At 71.4% G+C, this 18,839-nt stretch carries 13 protein-coding genes, 2 tRNA genes, 1 other RNA gene and 1 riboswitch; of the genes, 9 read left to right on the forward strand and 7 right to left on the reverse strand.

Annotated features, from left to right (window positions below):
• Positions 1-73 precede the first annotated feature (73 nt).
• A complete protein-coding gene (locus QOZ89_RS08735) occupies positions 74-1,276 on the forward strand; it encodes a hypothetical protein (protein ID WP_312623493.1) in 1,203 nt (400 codons plus the stop codon).
• A 496-nt stretch (positions 1,277-1,772) separates the two neighbouring features.
• A riboswitch (cyclic di-AMP (ydaO/yuaA leader) is annotated at positions 1,773-1,939 on the forward strand.
• Positions 1,940-1,942: 3 nt separating this feature from the next.
• The gene (locus QOZ89_RS08740; protein ID WP_491723646.1) at positions 1,943-3,010 is read left to right on the forward strand and encodes a C40 family peptidase; all 1,068 of its coding nucleotides are present in this window, start codon (positions 1,943-1,945) and stop codon (positions 3,008-3,010) included.
• 1,112 nt (positions 3,011-4,122) lie between these two features.
• On the opposite strand, the gene QOZ89_RS08745 is transcribed toward QOZ89_RS08740, so the two are convergent.
• From QOZ89_RS08745 to QOZ89_RS08755, 3 genes are all read right to left on the reverse strand, one after another.
• On the reverse strand, positions 4,123-4,761 hold the full coding sequence (locus QOZ89_RS08745; RefSeq protein WP_071052944.1) for a PHB depolymerase family esterase: 639 nt from the start codon (positions 4,759-4,761) through the stop codon (positions 4,123-4,125).
• Positions 4,762-5,100: 339 nt separating this feature from the next.
• Positions 5,101-5,886, reverse strand: a complete 786-nt coding sequence (locus QOZ89_RS08750) for a type 1 glutamine amidotransferase (RefSeq protein ID WP_071052984.1) — start codon at positions 5,884-5,886, stop codon at positions 5,101-5,103.
• Between the two features lie 365 nt (positions 5,887-6,251).
• Positions 6,252-7,556: a Mur ligase family protein gene (locus QOZ89_RS08755; protein WP_071052945.1), complete on the reverse strand. Its 1,305-nt coding sequence runs from the start codon at positions 7,554-7,556 to the stop codon at positions 6,252-6,254.
• Positions 7,557-8,163: 607 nt separating this feature from the next.
• Between QOZ89_RS08755 and QOZ89_RS08760 the strand changes: the two genes are divergently transcribed.
• The 4 genes from QOZ89_RS08760 (at position 8,164) to QOZ89_RS08775 (ending at position 10,765) form a co-directional block, all read left to right on the forward strand.
• Entirely contained in the window at positions 8,164-8,652 is a 489-nt protein-coding gene (locus QOZ89_RS08760) for a tRNA adenosine deaminase-associated protein (RefSeq protein WP_071052946.1), read from the forward strand.
• 41 nt (positions 8,653-8,693) lie between these two features.
• Positions 8,694-9,146: a tRNA adenosine(34) deaminase TadA gene (tadA, locus tag QOZ89_RS08765; RefSeq protein ID WP_312623495.1), complete on the forward strand. Its 453-nt coding sequence runs from the start codon at positions 8,694-8,696 to the stop codon at positions 9,144-9,146.
• 63 nt (positions 9,147-9,209) lie between these two features.
• Positions 9,210-9,296: transfer RNA gene (locus QOZ89_RS08770), tRNA-Ser, on the forward strand.
• A gap of 827 nt (positions 9,297-10,123) precedes the next feature.
• Complete coding sequence (locus QOZ89_RS08775) at positions 10,124-10,765, forward strand: NAD(P)-dependent oxidoreductase (protein WP_071052959.1); 642 nt, start codon at positions 10,124-10,126, stop codon at positions 10,763-10,765.
• A gap of 324 nt (positions 10,766-11,089) precedes the next feature.
• Here the strand turns inward: QOZ89_RS08775 and QOZ89_RS08780 are convergent, their stop codons facing one another.
• The 3 genes from QOZ89_RS08780 to ffs all read right to left on the reverse strand — a co-directional run bounded on the left by QOZ89_RS08780 (position 11,090) and on the right by ffs (position 16,581).
• The gene (locus tag QOZ89_RS08780) at positions 11,090-12,532 is read right to left on the reverse strand and encodes a pyridoxal phosphate-dependent decarboxylase family protein (protein ID WP_241842274.1); all 1,443 of its coding nucleotides are present in this window, start codon (positions 12,530-12,532) and stop codon (positions 11,090-11,092) included.
• Between the two features lie 1,104 nt (positions 12,533-13,636).
• Positions 13,637-16,042, reverse strand: coding sequence for a DNA polymerase III subunit gamma and tau (locus tag QOZ89_RS08785; RefSeq protein WP_312623496.1), 2,406 nt, complete (start codon positions 16,040-16,042; stop codon positions 13,637-13,639).
• 442 nt (positions 16,043-16,484) lie between these two features.
• An RNA gene (ffs, locus tag QOZ89_RS08790) (signal recognition particle sRNA small type) lies at positions 16,485-16,581 on the reverse strand.
• Between the two features lie 128 nt (positions 16,582-16,709).
• On the opposite strand from ffs, the gene QOZ89_RS08795 reads away from it, so the two are divergent.
• The 3 genes from QOZ89_RS08795 (at position 16,710) to recR (ending at position 18,128) form a co-directional block, all read left to right on the forward strand.
• A tRNA-Ser gene (locus QOZ89_RS08795) sits at positions 16,710-16,794 on the forward strand.
• A 272-nt stretch (positions 16,795-17,066) separates the two neighbouring features.
• The gene (locus tag QOZ89_RS08800; RefSeq protein WP_071052961.1) at positions 17,067-17,462 is read left to right on the forward strand and encodes a YbaB/EbfC family nucleoid-associated protein; all 396 of its coding nucleotides are present in this window, start codon (positions 17,067-17,069) and stop codon (positions 17,460-17,462) included.
• Positions 17,463-17,528: 66 nt separating this feature from the next.
• On the forward strand, positions 17,529-18,128 hold the full coding sequence (gene recR / locus QOZ89_RS08805) for a recombination mediator RecR (protein ID WP_071052962.1): 600 nt from the start codon (positions 17,529-17,531) through the stop codon (positions 18,126-18,128).
• A 31-nt stretch (positions 18,129-18,159) separates the two neighbouring features.
• Here recR and QOZ89_RS08810 read toward each other — a convergent pair whose 3' ends face one another.
• Positions 18,160-18,825 carry a hypothetical protein gene (locus tag QOZ89_RS08810; protein WP_312623497.1) on the reverse strand — a complete coding sequence of 222 codons (666 nt, stop codon included), beginning with the start codon at positions 18,823-18,825 and terminating at the stop codon, positions 18,160-18,162.
• Between the last annotated feature and the right edge of the window lie 14 nt (positions 18,826-18,839).

Consider the following 18,839-nt stretch of genomic DNA (forward strand, 5'->3'; position numbering starts at 1 on the left):
TTCCGGCTTCATAACGATCGCTGCCGGCGTATATGGGCCCCTCACTGAGAGGGCTCGGCTACCGTTACCTACCGTGGCGGATGTAAGCGGCCGGCGCAGCCTCGCCAGCTCGCCCAGCCCGACCGGGCCGCGGAGCCTTGCCGACGCCGGGGGGCAGCGGGCCGAGTCACCCGGCGTGTACGTCCACGCCACCGTGCCTGAACTGGCGCTGCCCGGCATGCCCGCGCCCGGTGACGCTCCTCCGGCTGACCATCCGGGCCTCGACGAGGGCGGCATTCCGGTCGTGGACCTGGCCGGGCGGGAGGAGCCACCCGCGGTCGATCCCACCAGGTCCGAGAGCACACTCTGGCCTGACTGGCCCATCGGGTCCCAGGCCGCCGCCGAGCCCGACGGCCTGCCTGGGCCCGAGTGGGTGGCCGGATCTGAGTGGGTGGCCGAGCCCGAGGGGATGGCCGCCGCGGACGTCACTGGTGGCTCGGAGGGCGCCTGGGTTCCCCCTCAGATCGGCGACGGGCTTCCCGCCGGATCCGGGGTCCCTGCCCGATTGGCGACAGGGTCCCTGCCGGATCCGGGGTTCCTGCCCGATTGGCGAAGCCGATCGGGGAGGTCTGGGAGCCGATCTGGGAGGCCAGCGATCGGAGAGGTCTGGGAGCCCAGCTCGGAGGCCGCCGGCCAAGAGGGTCCGGACGACGTCCCGTGGACCGTGTCCGCCTACCAGGAGCAGACGTACGAGGGCTACGAGGAGCAGGCGTACGAGGGCTACACGTATGTCTACGACGGGCACCCGGGGCCGCACGACGCGGGCGGGCCGGATCCTGACCCCGAGTCTGACTTCTCACCCGTCCCGCTGCCGTCGGTCGGTGCTGACGGTTCGGTAGATCCCCTACCGCCAGATGACCGAGAGGAAGACCGAGGGATCGCCGCGATCGCTCGTGGCGACCTCATCGCGGAGCTTGCCGGCCGGCTCGAACTGCTCGACCAGTTGCTCGGCCGTCTGGAGGAGGCCAAGCGCCAGGCGGCCGACGCGAGCGAACACCTGCTGCTTACCCGTCGGTGGCAGGAAGAGACGGTGCGCACCATCCAGGAGGAGCGCGCTCGGATGCGCCAGCGCCAGCACGCGCTCGACGAGCTCGCCGAGCGGGCCAGGGCCGCGGTCGAGGCCATGCAGGCCACCTACCGGACCCTTCCCCGGGAGGTCATCGAGCTGGCGATCGAGCTTCAGGTGCTTGACCGCGCCGGCTTCATCACCAGACGCGCTCCCCGCCCGCCGCCCTAACGACCGTAAGTAACTATCTCGACGCAACGGGGAACGGTTAGGTTTTGCGCTAATCACAATGGGATTTTAGTCCCAACGACTAGGACCTAATGCCCAGACGGCCCCATCGACCCGGCGAAGCCTGCTCGAACCGTTGGATAGGCCCACTCGTCATAGGGGTGCGGGCGTCCATGGCGCCCCCGGACTAGACACACATCGTGTGCCGACTGTAGTCCTCCGCCCGCAAGGCCGGATCTGCGCGTAGTGTTCAAGCTACGTGGAGTACCCGATGGATCGGCACGACCTAGTCAGTTGCGATGGTTACGGGTGGATGGCTACCCTCGGCGACCCCTGCCATGACGGCAGCCTCGGTCCTCGGAACCGACGGTTCGCAGAAATCAGGCTTATGGGGGGTACCCACGCTTATCGTCATCATCCCAGTGGACTAGTCTTGTTCACGACGTCAGGCTCAGCACCGGACCGAACGCCGAATCCTGCCCGCGGTCCCGGTGTCCCCTCCGAGTCGTCACCTCGGGCAGGAGCGGGGGACCCACCTCGCAGTACCGGCCAGCGCCCCCTCCGGCGCGGGCCTTGGGGTGAAGCCCATCGCGTGCTTGCTGCGCGAGGGCCGGGCAGCCCAGCCCGAACCCGACAGCTCACCTCGCAGGCGTACGGGAAGGACCACACTTGTCCGCGCCCTCCGTACAGTGGGATACCGACACCCTGCCTGATACCAGCAGGGGTCGTCACCGCGGTCTGACCGTGGTGGCAAAGGTCCGAGGTCGTACCGCGGTCGCCGCGGCTACCACCGGTGCGATCGCGATGTCCGGCATCGCCCTCGCCGGCTGCGCCCCGGCGGCCGACACCTCGGCGGACGCGTTCGGAGACGACGGTTCCGTCACCACCGGCCTCAGCCTGGCCAGCGCCTTCGGCTCCGGATCGACGAGCGGCGGCGCCGCCATCCACCCGGTGAGCCTCGCGTCCACCATCGGCGCCGACGACACGGACACCGCGTCCGACCTGGCCGCGCCGACGCTGACCGCGAAGGCCGACGTCGACCTGTTCATCACGAACCCCGACGTCACCGTCTACTCGGACCAGCCGGTCGAAATCGGCTTCAAGCTGACCAACAAGGACACCAACCAGCCGCTGGCCAACCAGCTGGTCAAGGTCCAGGTCAAGCTGCCGACCGGTTTCGCGACCTTCCTGCACCTGCAGACGAACAACGACGGGTACACCTCGTACACCGCGCGGGTGCTGACCACGACACAGATCACCGCGGTCTTCGACGGCACCGACGCACTGCAGTCCGCCGTCTCGGACAACGTCGGCACGGTGAACGTCGCCGAACGGCCGGCCCCTTCGCCCAGCCGGGGCGTCACGATCAACGCCCCGTCGAACGGCGACCTGGGTGAGAAGGCCGTCTACCTCGCGTCGCTGCAGGCCGGCAAGCCCTACGTCTACGGCGCCAACGGGCCGGACTCGTTCGACTGCTCCAGCCTGGTGCAGTACGTCTTCCGGCAGCTCGGCCGCAGCCTGCCGAGGACGGCGGAGGCGCAGTACGAGGCCTCGCTCCACGTCGACCAGGCGCACAAGGAAGTCGGCGACCTGATCTTCTTCGGCACGCCAGGTGACATCTACCACGTCGGCATCTACGCCGGCGACGGGAAGATGTGGGCCGCGCCGCACTCCGGCTCGGTCGTGCAGCTGCAGACGATCTGGAGCACGAGCTACAACGTCGGCCGCGTCCTGTAGCGGGGCGCGGCGGGCGAGGAGGGCTCACTCCTTGAGCGGCGACGTTCGGCCAGGTTCGGCTGCCCCGTTCGCGGGGTCCTTCCTCGAACCCACTCCCCTCCGGGTTCGCGGACACGGCCTGACCGCCTGGCTGGCTCCAACCGTCGGCGAAGCCGGTGGAACCGTCGCTCTCAGAGTTTCCAAAGCCTTCGACGCTCGGTGATGCCCGACCAGGCAGCGACCCAGCGACGCGTCCGCCATCCGTACCGGCGGCGGTAAGTTGCGGCTGGATGCGACAGCGGCCATGGTGGCCCGTCTCCTTCGACGCATCGTGCCTTTCCTCAGGCATTCCCAGACCCCCAGGACTCTCCGCATAGCAGCCGGCGTGGCCCTCGCCCCTTGGCCGCGCCACCCAGGACGTCCGCTGGTGGCATCAAGGGCTTCCCCCTCCCGCCCTCGATTCCGCCAGCGGACCACCCGCCGTCCGAACCCCCTCGGCGGCGGCGGCCCGGCTGGCTGCCCCCACGGCTCCGGGCCGAACAACGCGACGCCGCCCCACCGGATCTCCCCCCATCCGGCGGGGCGGCGCCCGCGGCCAACGAGACACCAACATCAGACTTCCGCCGGCTGGGTTCGCCCGGCCCGCGGATGGCCCGGGACGTCACACGACCGCCCGGGCACCCAGCCCCGCCCGCCCCGTCGGAAACCCCCCCGCCGACGGGGCGGGCGGCTGGCCTCGGTCAGTCAGTCCGTCGTGGGAGGCCGCCGGTGGCCAGGCCCGCATGCTCGCCGGCCCACTCTGGGTCGCCTGGCCCGCTCTGATCGCGTCTCCTAGAGCCGCCGTCACCAGCGTTCGCTTCACCAGCACGCGACTGGTAGATCACCACGACCGTGTCGCCGTAGTCGTGAATCGGGCCAAATCGCGACCGCGACAACACGTCCGCGGCGATCATGAATCGTCGCGGACGGGGCGGCGCGGCAGTAGCTCGCTTTGGTCGGGTCTCCTGGACCGCTCCGGTCGCGGTCTTCCTGGACCGCTCCGGTCGCCGATCCGAACCTGGCCGCTAGAGGGCCAAAGGGTGTGCGAAAATGATCTTCCTTCGCACACCCGGCGGCCGTTGTCCCCAGGATCACTAGCGGGACTTGTTCTGCGAGAAGCTCCACAGGTTGCCGGAGAGGTCGTCGTCCCACGAGGCCTGTCGCTCGCGGTCGGTCGGCACCTGGTCAGGGCAGTTCGGACCCGGATCGGGGTCGAACTGGCCCACGACGCCCACCGCCGCGAACTTCGTGGGGTTCGCGCAGGCGAGGGCCAGCGCGAGCCGGGCGCCCTCACCGAGGCCCCAGATGTAGACCCGCTTCGGATCGATCGCCGTCCAGTCCTCGGACATGTACGTGACGATGTCCATCAGGTACTGCGCGTCGGGTCCGGCTGAGTCCACCTGCCACTCGCCGGCGACCGGCTCGGGGTAGACGAGCGCGAAGTTCTTCCGGTCGGCCAGTTTCGACGCGCCGCTGTCCGTTTCGAACACCTTCGTCTTGGTGTTGTTGTCCGGCAGAACAAGCACAAGCGGAACCGCCTTCTTGGAGTTCCGCTTGGCATGCACGAGCAGTACGCGGCCTTTGGACTCGTACCGGGACGGCATGTCCTTCTCCGAGGTCTTAGCCGAGCCGCTGCCGTGCGCGAAGAGATAGAGCACAAAGATCGCAACGACAGCGATGACGGCTGCCTTGCGGTGCTTGCCCCACCATGCGGTGAGCGGATTGGCGGCCACGCCCCCAACCGAACCACACCTGACACCACGATGGCGCCCGTTTCGGCCAGGCATCTCGCCTGACGATGCCTTGATGGCATCTCGATGGCATCTCGCCGAACGGACGGGGCCCGCGGCCCGACTCCTTTGCCTTCCTCACCCCACTCGTGTCTGCTGGCGCCTCCGGCCGCGCGCGGCTTCGCCACGATCGCGCGGCCTTTGGCTGTGTCTGCTGGGCGCCTCCGGCCGCGCGCGGCTTCGCCACGATCGCGCGGCCTTTGGCTGTGTCTGCTGGGCGCCTCCGGCCGCGCGCGGCTTCGCCACAGTCGCGCGGCCTTTGGCTGGCTTCGCGGCGGACGCTCAGCCGACCTGCAGGGCGCGGATGCGCGCGGCCCGCAATGCCTCGACCTCCGGCGGGCCGGGAAGACGCGGCAGCGAGCCGTGTACCCAGGTCAGCATCAGGTCGGCCAGCGCCGGATTCTGCGCCAGGACCGGGCCGTGCAGGTACGTGCCGATCACTCTGCCGTCGATCCTGCCGTCCGTGCCCTCGGGGACGCCGTTGCCCAGGCCAAGCAGCACCCGGCCGAAGGGAAACCCACCGGCGCCCGGCAGCGGCCTCGTCCGGCCGCCATGATTCTCGTAACCGAGCACGGTCGGCAGACCGAGTGACGGGTCGGGTTCGACGACGATGTCGCCCACGACGCGCGGTGGCAGCGGCGCGTCCGGAGGGTCGAACGAGCGCCTGGTCTCGACGCCTACCAGCCCCATCCCGTCGTGGATCTGACCGCCGGCCGGGAAGCTCTCGCCGACGACCTGGTAGCCGGCGCAGACGGCCAGCACCACCGCGCCGCCGGCGACGGCCCGCTCGATCGCCTTGTTACGCCGCAGGCCCTCGGCCGCGAGTGTCTGCGGCTCGTCCTCGCCGCCGCCCAGCAGGTAGATGTCACATCCGGCCGGTACCGGCTCGCCTGCCGGCACACTGACGACCTCGGCGGACAGGCCGCGCCAGCGCAGCCGCTGGGTGAGCACGATCGCGTTGCCACCGTCACCGTAGGTGCCGAGCAGCTCGGGATAGATCAGCGCGATCCGAGTGGTCGACTCCCGGGTCGCCGTCGCGCCGGCCGGATCGGGCTGCCGTTCCGCCAGCCGGCGTTCGAACGGGTCCGGCAGCCGCTCGGGCAGCCGGCTCCCCGGGGCCGACGGTTGCGATGGCGGCTGGAAGAGCCGCCGTTCCGGGATCTGCGGCGGCGTATACCGCTGCGGCGGGTACTGAAGGGGATGGGGCTCGAGGGGTTGGCGCTCGTCCGGGTAGGGCGGACGTCGCCCCGGCTGAACCGGCTGTGCCGGCCGTCCGGGGTACTGATCGTCCGGCGGGTAGGTCCCGGACGGGCCGGACGGGTAGGTCCCGGACGGGCCGGACGGGTAGGTCCCGGGCGGCGGGTAGAGCGGCTGGGTGACGTCCGGCGGCGACCCAGGGTCGCGCGGACGGCGTGGCTCCGGCTCGAACAGGCTCACCTGGCGCCTCCACGCGCGGGCGCGGGCAGCGCCGCCCGCGGGCGGCGCGGCGCGGGCGCGGTCCGGACCAGCAGGTCCCGGAACGCGGTGTAGTTCGCGACGACGTCCAGCACGGGCTCGGTGGCGGCATCGGCCGCGGCCTCGGCGTCCTGGTGCACCGAGTGTAGGACGCCGGCGTAGGCCAGCCGCACGCTCATGTCCTCCTTGCGCTCCCCGGTGACGAGCACGGGGCGGCCTGCGAGCCGCTCGAACGGCACATCCCAGATCCACGACGGGTCGCGGCCGTCAGCCGTCTGCGAGTTGAAGTCGACGATCAGGCTGCGCGGGGACGTCGAGTTGATCAGTTCCATCATCTCGACCCAGCCCGCGGGATTCTTGGCCAGCAGCATGCGGGCGCGCCGCGCCGCCGACCCGAGCAGTACCTCCTGGTAGCGGCCCTGCACGTCACCGAGATCGGTCATCGCGGCCAGCGCGTCCTCCACCTGGACGCCGAACTGCCGGGCCGCCGCCGCCGCCATCGTGGCGTTGCCCAGGTTGACCCGCCCCGGCAGGCCGATCGACGCCTTGATCGTGTGGCCGAACCACATGATCTCGTCAGGGCCCGTCACCGCGACGATCGGCTCGGGCCTGGCCAGCCCGCACTCCGACCACCAACCGGTCTCGTTGCGGTGCAGCAGCTTGGCGCACTGCGGGCAGACCATCGCGTCCGCGGTCCAGTTCTGCCCGACCGACACCCAGACCTGCTTCGACCAGGACATCGCGGCCCAGGTCACCAGCGGGTCGTCGACGTTGGCCACGACCGTGCAGTCCTCGAGCTCCTCCCCCAGGTCGCGCCAGATGGCGGCGATGCGCCGCGTCTCGTTGGAGCGGTCCAGCTGGTCACGGCTGATGTTGAGCAGCAGCACCACGCGCGGCTGGACCTCACGGGCGACCTTCGGCAGCCAGATCTCGTCGACCTCGAGCGCGGCGGCGGCGTCATAGGGCGGGCGAGAAAGCGCCGCCAGCACGCCGGGCGCCATGTTCGCGCCGCCGCTGTTCGACTTGACCGGGCCGAGCGTGCCGAGCGCCCTGGCCAACAGCCGGGTGGTGGTCGTCTTGCCGTTCGTCGCGGACACGCAGGCGATCGGCCTGCCCTTGCCGACCTCGGCAAGGGCGCGCGGTGAGATCTGTAGGGCGAGCTTGCCGCCGATCATCTCGCCGGAGCCCTTACCAAGCCGGCGAGACGTCTCAGAGGCCAGCCGCTCGACGGCAAGCGCCGCCTTGGTCCTCGCGGAGAGGCGGCGCGGCAACGGAGTCATCATCGCGATTCTTACCGCGCGCTGGGGCGTTGGGGCGCCCTACCCGGGATCCCTGCCGGATCGGCGACGAGGTTCCTGCCGGATCGACGACGACGCGCCGGCAGGTCGGCGATCCGGGAGGCCCGGGACGCTCCGCGCCCGTCACACCCTGTCGCGAGTCGATACATATGGCTGGGGCCTGTCCTGGTCTGGGTCAGTGAATGATCGGAACGGGCCGGCCGCCAACGGCACCACCATCGAGTAGTGACGCACCCGACGGGACATGTCTCTGGTCGATGCATATGGCTGAGGCCAGCCGTGGTCAGAGGCCGACGAGATCGTTGAGCTGGCGGCACCCGACAACCTGGCCGCGGCCTGTCTACATGATGAGGGCGGCCTTGGCCCAGGTCGACCCGGGGGGCCGGTGGGTGTCGTCCGCGCGCGGAATAGCCTCGCTACCAGCTCCCTTGACCGGCCACCGGCCCCCGGCTACGCCGATGGGGCGGGAAAGGTGATCCCGCGCACCGGACGACCCGCACGGCGCGAGAATCTCAGGTCAAGGCGCGTGGATCCGGCGCCACGGACTGACATGACGATGTACGAACTGGCTTGACGATGTGAGGACACCACGGTGAGCACCAAGGCCGTCGCGATCGCCCGCGACGACGACGGGTGGCGGGCTTACGACCTCGACCCCACCGAGCTCGAAGACCTCGACGCGCTGACAGACGCGATGCGTGATCTCGGCGACGGTCTCGTCGTCGCCTTCGTCGAGGAGGACGACGAGTACCTGGCGATCATCCGCATCGACGAGGACTCGTCCGACCCACGGGTCTTTCTCTCGGACCGGCGGGTACTGACGACCTCCGACCTGGCAGAGGCGCTGTTGGCCGACGCGCTGCCCATCCCCGCGCCGCGCGGGGATGGGGATGAGGACGACGAGGCCGTGTTGCGGCACGCCCATCCGATCGGCGACCTCGACCTGCTCGACGATCTCGGCACGTCGGCGGGCGCTCTGGCCGCCCTGATAGCAGAGGAGGGCATGCTGCCGGCGGACGTCGCCGCGGTTATCAGCGAGCGCGCCGGAGCAGGCGAGATCTTCGACGAGGTGCCCGACTGACCGCCGCCTCCGGCACCGCCGCTGAGCGCGACCTCGCGTCGATGCGGCTCGCGCTCGCTGAGGCGGCCCGCGCCCCCCAGGGCGGCGACGTACCGGTCGGCGCCGTCGTGATCGGCGCCGACGGCACCCTGCTCGGCCGCGGCCACAACGTCCGGGAAGCCACCGGCGACCCGACCGGGCATGCAGAGGTCATCGCGCTGCGTGCGGCCGCCGCGGCGGTGGGCGAATGGCGCCTCACCGGGGCCACGCTGGTCGTGACACTGGAGCCCTGCACCATGTGCGCGGGCGCGCTGGTTCTCGCCCGTGTCGCCCGACTCGTCTACGGCGCCACCGACGACAAGGCCGGTGCCGTCGGCTCCCTGTGGGACGTCGTCCGCGACCGGCGGCTCAACCACCGCCCCGAAGTGATCGGCGGCGTCGCCGCCGAGGAGTGCTCGGCCCTCCTCGCCGCCTTCTTCGCCACTCGCCGCACCGACCGCCAACCCCGCGGCTGACCAGCGCGCCCGCACCCAGGCCCTCTGCCCCACCTGTTCGCATCGTCGAGTAAGCTCACCTGCGGTGGAGTCGCCTAGTGGCCGAGGGCGCACGCCTCGAAAGCGTGTGAGGGGGCAACCCCTCCGTGGGTTCAAATCCCACCTCCACCGCCCTGTTCGGTGACCCTTTGGGTCACCTTCCCGGAGTCTCGATGTCTGCTCCGGGGGACGACCCCCGGACCCCCGATGTAGGGGCTTCGCCCCTACGACCCCCTCGGCTCGCCGCCCAGCGGCGGCATTTGACCCTTCGGGTCACCTTCCCCGAGTCTCGATGTCTGCCCTGGAGGACGACCCCGGACCCCCGATGTAGGGGCTTCGCCCCTACGACCCCCTCGGCTCGCCGCCCAGCGGCGGCATCGGGCTGGGCGGTCTGGCTGAGGTTCTTTGCACGGACGCCTTCGGTTGCTTTTCCTTTGACCGCCCTTCGGGCGTTGTCGGCTGTGCGGGCGGTTCTCGGTCAGGTCATCCACGGCTTGGTGAACCTTTCGGGCAGAGGCCGCTTCCGAGCCTGGCTATAGCCTTCATCGCGGTGGCCGGGAGGCCGGTGTGGGTGGCGCCGATATCAGGTGGCGGCTCGGGTGTCGGGACGACGGCGCGGCGGGGCTGGAATTGGGCCCAGGTACATCGGCGGGGCTGGGTGGGGTGACCGGTTTAAACGGCTTTGGGTGGTCGGCTTTGGGAGTTCGCGGGGCGGGGATGCGCCGACGCGAAAAATGGGGTGGCGGCCCGGTCTGGCGGGTATACCCATCGGTCGGGTTGCGGCCGCGGCAGGGCGTGCAATAGTCGTGACGAACAGAAAAACAATGCGTGACCATGACTCCGCGGAAGGCCACCACGCGACGAGAAAATGATTTCTGAACGGTCGCGGACCAGGCGTGGGAGAAGGACTTTCGGCGGGGTCGGCGCGCACAACCGATCCCAGCCAGGAGGTACCGAGAATGGCAAGGGTTGTGGTGTTCGGAGCGAGCGGCAAGATCGGGCAGTCCGTCGTGAGCGAGGCGATCCGGCGCGGCCACCAGGTCACCGCGGTGGCGCGCGACGAGGCGAAGCTCGCCAAGCTGCCCAGAAAGGCCCAGTCCGCCGCCGGTGACGCCACTTCGCGTGACTCGGTGTACAGCCTCGCGGACGGCGCCGACGCCGTGGTCGTCGCGATCGGTGGAAACGACAAGAAGGTCTGGGTGAACGCCGCCCGCACCATGATCGACGCGATGAGCAAGCTGGGCGACAACGCGCCTCGTCTCATCCACGTCGGCCACGGGGGCACCCTCGAGGACGGACAGGGTGCCCGCATCCTCGACGACCCCGAGTTCCCGAACGGCATGCGCAAGGACGCGCAGGGCCAGGCGGAGGCGCTCGACGCGCTGCGTGCCGCCAAGAGCGTGCGCTGGACGGTCGTCTGCCCGCCGCCCGTGAACCTCGCCCAGGGCAAGCGCCGGGACACCTACCGCACCGGCACCGACCAGCCGGTCCGTGATGGCCGCGGCAACATGGCGCTGTCGGCCGACGACCTCGCCGTCGCGATCTGCGACGAGATCGAGAAGGCCAAGCACATCAACCAGCGCTACACCGTCGGCTACTGACCGGCGGGCGGCGGCCGGCGGGCGCGGAGTTTCGCGGAGTTTCTCTGTCAACCGCCGGCCGCCGACCTCCCGGTGTTCCCACTGATTCCGGACCAGCTAGGCCGCGCCGTCCGTCATTGTGTCGGGCAGCGGTCCAGACCAGTCCCTGAGGAGTTCGAGACGGCGATCCGGAGCCGCCACGGAACAGATATACGCACCGCCACGGCCGGCGTCAGCGTCGACGCGGGTATCCGGGCGGCGCCAGTCTTCATCGCAATCGCCCCCGGGGCCGCCCAGCGTCGCGCGGTTCCCGGGGGCTACTTTTTCGCGCGAGCCTTGGCGCGGTTATGGATGCGACTGGTCCGCCCGGGCTCGGGCGCGGCGGGCCGCCAGATCCTCCGTGAGCGGCGGCGATGGGTCGGCGCGCATTGTGTCGAGAATCTCGGCGGTGTCCTTCGGAGTCGTCAACGGCGAGACGATCGCGAAACGGGCGAGTGTCTCGCCCTGGTGCACCGTCGGAGTGACGAACGCGAAACCATCACGCAGCAGGCGCTCGGACCAGGCGTGGTAGTCGCCCGCGGACCAGCCGAGCCGGCGGAACACCACCACGGACAGCTCGGGCTCACCGACGAGCTCCAGGTAGGGGGCCTCGCGGATCTGTTCCGCGCAGGCAGCCGCGGTGGCGAGCGCGCGCTCGATCGCCTCGGCGTAGGCGCGGGTGCCGTGCACCGCGAGCGAGAACCAGAACGGCAGGCCACGGGCTCGCCTGGTCAGCCCCACCGCGTAGTCGGTGGGGTTCCACACGTCCGGCGCGTCGAGCACCTGCAGGTAGCCGGCCTGCTGGGTATGGGCGGCCCGGGCAAGCGCCGGCTCACGGTAGATCAGCGCGCACGCGTCGAACGGCGCGAACAGCCACTTGTGCGGGTCGACGATGAAGGAGTCGCACAGTTCCAGGCCGTCGAACCGATGCCTCGCGGACGGCGCGGCCAGAGCGGCCAACCCGTATGCCCCATCGACATGCATCCACAGCCCGTGCGCTCTGGCCACCTCGGCCAGCCCGCGCAGGTCGTCGACGATGCCGAACTGGGTGGTGCCGGCGGTGGCGACGACGGCGAACACACCATCGCGCCGGTCGGCGGGCAAACCATCGAGAGCGTGGGCGAGCGCGGGGCCGGTCAGCCGTCCATGCCCGTCGGAAGGCGCGTCGACGATGTCGACATCCATCACCCGCGCGGCCTCGGCCAGCGACGAGTGTGCCTCCTGCCCACAGGCAAAGCTCCACCGACGCGGTGAGATGCCCGCCGCGGCGCACCTCGCGCGGGCCGCATGGCGAGCGGCGACCAGCGCGGACAGGTTGCCGACCGTCCCACCGGGCACGAACACGCCGCCGGCCGTGGCTGGGAGGCCCGCCAGGTCGGTAAGCCAGCGCAGCGCCTGGTTCTCCGCGAAGACAGCGCCCGCGCCTTCGAGCCAGCTACCCGCGTAGATCGACGAGGCACCGACAACCAGGTCGAACAGTATGGCGGCCCTGGTCGGAGCGGCGGGGATGAACGAGAGGTAGCGCGGATGGTCCGTCGAGATGCAGGCGCGGGCCAGCACCTCGTCATAGAGGCGCAGCGCCTCGACACCACCGAGGCCGTCAGGAGTGACCGTCTCACCCACGGCGGCGGCGAGCTGGGCCGGCGACCGCGGCGCGTCCAGCGGCGCCGGGTCAAACCGCATCCGTTCCTGCGCGTACGCGATGACAGCGCGGGCCAGCTCGGCCGTCTGGTCGTCGTAGCGGTGCACAGTCCTCCCGTGCTCCAGCGCTCGCCATCCGGCCGCTTACACCCGCCTGTTTGTGGCCGCGGCGCTTCTCCCACCGATTCGCGCGGCGGCGGCCACGGGTTCGGCGTTCTTCCGGTTCAGGGCGGCGAGACCCACGGTTGAGCCTGGCCTGGCCCGGTGCGGGACGGCTCGCGCGCCAGCCCTTTCCGGCCTGTCGCAGCAGGCATGCCGGACACCGCCCATGGCATGCCGCGCCATGGGCACGACGTGCCATGGGCGGCACGGTATGGGCGAGCCACGGGCGGCACGCGGAGACCGTCGCCGCCTGCCCGTTCCCTCAGGGCCCGGCCCGTCAGAACGTCAGGACGGTGCTGGGCCAACCCTCATGGCTGTTGGTCTCACGCTCCGCCCGGAACCGCCCGGGCGAAACCGGTCAGGCCTCCTGCTTGCCCTTGCGCTGACGCAGGAAGAAGCCACCGGTGGCCAGGGCGACCAGCAGGACGACGATGCCGACACGCTTCATGACAACCTCCGAAATACCTGTTGAAGACTTGTGGACGCCGACCCCTGGGGTCGGCGCCGCCGGATCAGGTTCCGACCGAATGTCACGGCGAAGTTTCCGCCCGGCATGGCCAGAGCATGCCACGCACCGCACGGCATCGAGGTACCGGCACCGGCACGTGCCCGGCTTACCCCAAAGATCCGGCGCGCCGACGGGTGCCGCGGACTGGTTCCCCGCCTCGACCGGCGTGGAATCGACCGGATGTCTCCACCGCCACATCAACTAGACACCCGGCGTGGCCACCCGTTGTCACCCGGTTCGTCACTACTTGTGCGCAGGATCGGCGAGGGGACCGCCCAGGCCGCGCGGACCGGCCCAACCCATCCGTCTGGCGCGGGTCCAGGTCAAACCTGCATAGCACCCACCGGGGCGCCGCCTCACGGCGCCGTCCGCCGGGCTCCGCGAGGCGGCCGGAGGTCCTGACGGCGCGACGCGGCGCGCAGGTCTACGACGACACGGTGGTGGTGATCCACCAGCCGCGTGCTGGCGGGCGAACATCGGCGCAGGCGGCGCTAGCCTGCCCCAGAATTCGGGGCGAGGGGGACGAACCCGCGTGGGATCGCTCAGCCGTCGCCGCGCTGCTCGATGACGGTCGCGCCGAGGCCGACCCGTAGCAGTTCCACGGCGGCGGCCTCACCCGTCAGGGTCGCGCCCGGATGCGTCGGCGCGTCCTCGTCGTCCGGCGACGGCTCGTCGGTCGCGTCGTCGCCCGCGCCGAAGGCCCTGGGCACCGCGGTCGTGGTGTGGGAGGGCGTGGCCACGGCCCCCCCGGCGGCCGCGGAGCCCCCAACCGTGGTCACGGCCACCGGGGCAGGTGCCGCCGTGAGGCCGAGTCCGGCGTCCTGGCGGGCAAACGTGGGGGCCGGTGCGGCGTCGAGCCCGGGACCGAGCGGTCCGCGTTCCGCCGTAGCGATGGCGGAGCCAGCGAACCCACCCGCCCTGCCGGCGACACCGGCCTGGCGGGGTGGCTGCACCCCGCCGCCCGCGAGGCCGGCGCCGTATCCGGCTGACGGCTGCGGCTGCGCGGCGTAGCCGGTCGGCGGGCGGACCCCTTGGCCCGGCTGCGGTCCCGACCAGGCGGCCGCCGCCGGCGAGGGCGGCGGCCCGGGCGGCGTGGGCCCGGGCGGCGTCGGACGGCCCGGGCCGTCGGCCGTCGGCGCGTGGCCAGTCGGCGCGCCAGCGGGTCGGCCCGGCCCGCCCCGGGCGCCGCCGGCGCCGGGACGCCCGCCGCTCGCGCCGGGCTCGCCGATCGTCACCCGCCACGCGCCGCCGAACGTCTCGGCGAGCGCCTCGGCCAGCACATCGGCATGGTTCCCCTGGCTGAACACCTTGGCCATCGGGGGTGTCGAGAGCGCGAGAAACACCTCGTTCGACCGGACCTCGAGCACACTGACGTGCTCTACCAGGAGGCTCGCTGTCACCACCCTGCGGCGCCGTGTCGCGGCGAGCACCTGGTCCCACCTGGCACGCACAGTTGCCGCCTCAGGCCCGCCACCACCGTCGGCCGCGGCCGGCCGCTGTGCTGGCTGCGCGGCCGGCGGAGGCGGCGACTGCCGCCCGGCGGGGGCCGTCGGCCCGCTCGCCGGGCCGCCCCAGCCGCCGCCCGGCCGAGGCGCAGGGGCTCCATCAGCCGGCCCGGTCGACGGAGCCGGCCTGGGCTCGGCCGCGTGCGCGGGCGCGGGCGCGCCCACGGACGCGGATGCCGGCGGGCGTGTGCTCGGGGTGTACGGAGCCGGCGGCGCGGGCGAACCGACCGGAGCCGTGGGCTCGGCCGCGGAAGCGGAGGCGGGGGTCACCAAGACCGGCGCGCCCGCGGCCTGGCCGCGCTCGAGCCGTTCCAGGCGGACGAGCAGCGCGGCCGGGTCGGTCGCGGCGCCCGGCAGCAGCACCCTGGCCAGGACGAGCTCGAGCAGCAGCCGAGGGCTCGCCGTCCCGCGCATCTCCGCGAGGCCGGCGTGCAGCACGTCGGCGGTCCGCGACAGCTCCGCCGGGCCGACCCGGCCCGCCTGGGCCTTCATTCGGTCGATCTGATCGGACGAGAAGGCATCGAGGAGGCCGCGCTCGACCGCGTCGGGCACAGCGTTGATCAGAATGAGGTCGCGCAGCCGCTCCAGCAGGTCCGCGGTGAAGCGGCGCGGGTCGTGCCCCGACCCCACGACCTTGTCGACGACGGTGAACAGCGTCGCCCCGTCGCGGACGGCGAGCGCGTCGACGGTCTCGTCGAGCAGCACGCCGTCGGTCATCCCGAGCAGCGCGACCGCCCGGTCGTAGCGCAGCCCCTCTGGGCCAGCGCCCGCCAGCAGCTGGTCGAGCACCGACAGCGAGTCACGCACCGAGCCGGCGCCGGCTCGGACCACCAGCGGGAGCACCGACGGGTCGACCTCGGCGCCTTCCTGGGCGCACACCGAAGCCAGGTGGTCGCGTAGTACCCCCGGCGGCACCAGCCGGAAGGCGTAGTGATGCGTCCTGGACCGGATGGTGGCGATCACCTTGTCCGGCTCGGTGGTCGCGAAGATGAACTTCAGGTAGGGCGGCGGCTCCTCGACGACCTTGAGCAGCGCGTTGAACGCCGCGGCGGTCACCATGTGCGCCTCGTCCACCACGAAGACCTTGAACCTGGCCGATGCCGGCGCGAAGAACGCGCGTTCCCGCAGGTCACGCGCGTCATCGACGAGGCCGTGCGAGGCGGCGTCGATCTCGGTGACATCCATCGACGAGCCGGTCCGGATGGACACGCACTGGTCGCACACACCGCATGGCTCAGGCGTCGGCCCCCGCTCGCAGTTGAGCGAGGCGGCAAGGATCCGCGCCGACGAGGTCTTGCCGCAGCCGCGCGGGCCGCTGAACAGGTAGGCATGGTGCAGCCGGCCGGTGCGCAGCGCCTGCATCAGCGCCGTCGTCACATGCTCCTGCCCGACGACCTGGCTGAACGTCGCGGGCCGGTACCGGTTGTACAGCGCTGTGCTCACAGCGTCTCGAGCTCACTCTGTCGCCGCACTCGCTCCGCCGCCTTCCTCGTCCCTCGGAAGGCAGCTCCGCGAGCTTGCTCCTGCGCTCGCCAACCCGCCCTCGCAGCCCGCGTCGCTACCTGCCCCGATCCGGTGCCTGGGCTGTCAGGGGAACGGGGCAAGGCCATTGTCCGCCTCCCACGACTACCGGTGCGGGGGCCACTCCGCCCCCAAGGCCGCGGCCCCCAAGGCCGCGCGAAGCGCGACATCGGAGGTCCGGGAGCCACCCTCCCAGGCAGACATCACGAGCCCGCAAGCCACCCCTAACGACGACGAAGAACACCCCGCCGCGCCCGCAGGGCCGCGGCCCCCAAGGTCGCGCGAAGCGCGACATCGGGGGTCCGGGGGTCGCCCCCCGGGGCAGACATCACGAGCCCCGGGAAGCCGCCCAAAGGGCGGCGAACAGGAGGACCCCTCGCGCACCCGCCAGAGCCCGCTTATCCTTGCTGCCTTCCGGCCCTGGGGAGGTTCACGAGGATGACGCCACACGAGGGGTCTGCTCCGCAGTCTAGCCGGCCGGCGCCGATCTTGACGCCCGGGCCACCCCCGGCCTGAGACGCCTTCGAGATCGCTACCTGAGCCCCGCCCGCCAGCCCTCACCCGCCCGCGATCCGGTACTCTCGTCGGCGGAGGACTCGCCTAGTGGCCTAGGGCGCACGCTTGGAAAGCGTGTTGGGCTTACACCCTCGCGGGTTCGAATCCCGCGTCCTCCGCTCGGTCAGCCTGCTCGGTGTGGCGCACCTTCGCTTTGCGGAGGACGCAATATCTGCCCAGGGGGGCGACCCCCTGGAACCCCCGATATCGGGCTTCGCCCGACCCACCGATCCACACAGCACCGCCACCACAACTCGGCACGGGACACCTTCGCTTTGCGGAGGACGCAGCATCCCCCAAAGGGCACCCTCGCACCCGGCCGTCGAGGCCTCATCAACCCTCCGGTCCGCGCGCACGCCGCACAGGGCGCCCACCGCATAGGATCATGGTCATGTCGAATCCTGGGGACCCGTTTGGTGGGCTCGGCGGTGACGCGGCCGGTGGTTTCGGGGCGCTCTTTGAGCAGGCGCAGAAGATGCAGGCCGCGATGGTCACCGCGCAGCGGGAGCTCGCCGAGGCACGGATCGAGGGCAGCGCGGGTGGCGGGCTGGTGACCGCGACCGTGAACGGCGGCGGCGAGCTGGTCGACCTGAAGATCAGCGCGCGGGCCGTCGACCCGGACGACACCGAGACGCTTGCCGATCTGGTGCTGGCCGCGGTGCGCGACGCCACGACGAACGCGCACAAACTGGCCGAGCAGAAGATGGCGGCGGCCACGGGCGGGCTGGGCGACATACTCGGGGGGCCAGGCGGCGGCCTGCCGGGCGGCTTCCCCCAGCTCGGCTGACCACATCGGGTTTGGGCAGATTTCAGGGACCGACGGCGCTGACGGCGCGGGAACGGTAAGGCAAACGTGTATGAAGGCGTCGTCCAGGACCTGATCGACGAGCTCGGGATGCTTCCCGGGATCGGGCCGAAGAGCGCGCAGCGCATCGCGTTCCACATTCTCGCCGCCGACCCGGCCGACGTCCGTCGGCTCGCCAAGACGCTCATCGAGGTCAAGGAGAAGGTCCAGTTCTGCCGGATCTGCTTCAACGTGGCCCAGGCCGAGCTGTGCCGGATCTGCTCCGACCCGCGCCGCGACACGACGGCGATCTGTGTCGTCGAGGAGTCGAAGGACGTCGTCGCGGTCGAGCGGACCCGCGAGTTCCGCGGTCGCTACCACGTTCTGGGCGGGGCGATCAACCCGATCGGCGGCGTCGGCCCCGACGACCTGCACATCCGTGAGCTGATCGCGCGGCTGGCCGACGGCTCGGTGACCGAGCTGATCCTGGCGACCGACCCGAACACCGAAGGCGAGGTCACCGCGAGCTACCTCGCCCGCCAGATCGCCCCGATGGGCCTGACCGTCACCCGGCTGGCGAGTGGGCTGCCGATGGGCGGTGACCTGGAATGGGCGGACGAGGTGACCCTCGGCCGTGCCTTCGAGGGCCGCCGGACGGTCTCACCCTGAGCGCCGTGCCGGCCGGCCCGCCCGACCTGGGCTAGAAACCGAGGATCGGCGCGTAGGTGGAGCTGGGAATCGCCGACAACGTCAGCAGAACGACGCTGATATCCAGCTCGTCCGCCTCGGCGGAGAAGTGCCCGAGCATGCCACGGGTCAGATAGACCGGCTGGCCGCCGCGGCTGACCCGCACCCCGAAGACACCCGTCGCGCGCAGCCACCAGACCCTGTCGGCCGCTCTGATGCGCACCTGCCGGCTGTCGCGGCGCAGGTCGGCTACGAGCCTGCGCAATCGCGGATGGTCGGCCCGCGGCCGGCTAGGCTGGTCGACCGTGCCGGCGATCTCCCGGCCCGCGGCGTGAACCACCAGGCGAGCCGGCTCCGCCGTCAGTTCGATCAGCGAGCTTTCCCGCGAGATCTCCTGCCCGGCGGGCCACATCGTCGCCGGCCAGATTCCCTCCCCGGCGAGCACGCGCGCACCCAGCGGGCCGCCGGTCGGGTGCCCCGGCGGCAGCAGTGCGCCGACAACCATGCCGGCTCCGTCGAGCCGCCAGGCGACCGACACGACGGCGCCGGGCGCGAGGCCGGGCAGTGCCGGAGCGCGGGGGGCCGCTTCGGTGGAACTCGCGCGCACGGGCAGCATGCGCAGCATCCGGGTGGGAGTGACGTTGTGGATGAGGGTCCACGACTGGGTCAGACCGATCATGCCCGGCGCCTCCT

This window comes from Pseudofrankia coriaricola (assembly GCF_032027725.1).
GTDB lineage: Bacteria > Actinomycetota > Actinomycetes > Frankiales > Frankiaceae > Pseudofrankia.

Coding starts and splice junctions, on each gene's coding strand:
- QOZ89_RS08755 (WP_071052945.1), bottom strand. CDS start 7,556: ATGATGACTCCGTTGCCGCGCCGCCTCTCCGCGAGGACCAAGGCGGCG.
- tadA (WP_312623495.1), top strand. CDS start 8,694: ATGCGGCTCGCGCTCGCTGAGGCGGCCCGCGCCCCCCAGGGCGGCGAC.
- QOZ89_RS08775 (WP_071052959.1), top strand. CDS start 10,124: ATGGCAAGGGTTGTGGTGTTCGGAGCGAGCGGCAAGATCGGGCAGTCC.
- QOZ89_RS08800 (WP_071052961.1), top strand. CDS start 17,067: ATGTCGAATCCTGGGGACCCGTTTGGTGGGCTCGGCGGTGACGCGGCC.
- QOZ89_RS08810 (WP_312623497.1), bottom strand. CDS start 18,825: ATGATCGGTCTGACCCAGTCGTGGACCCTCATCCACAACGTCACTCCC.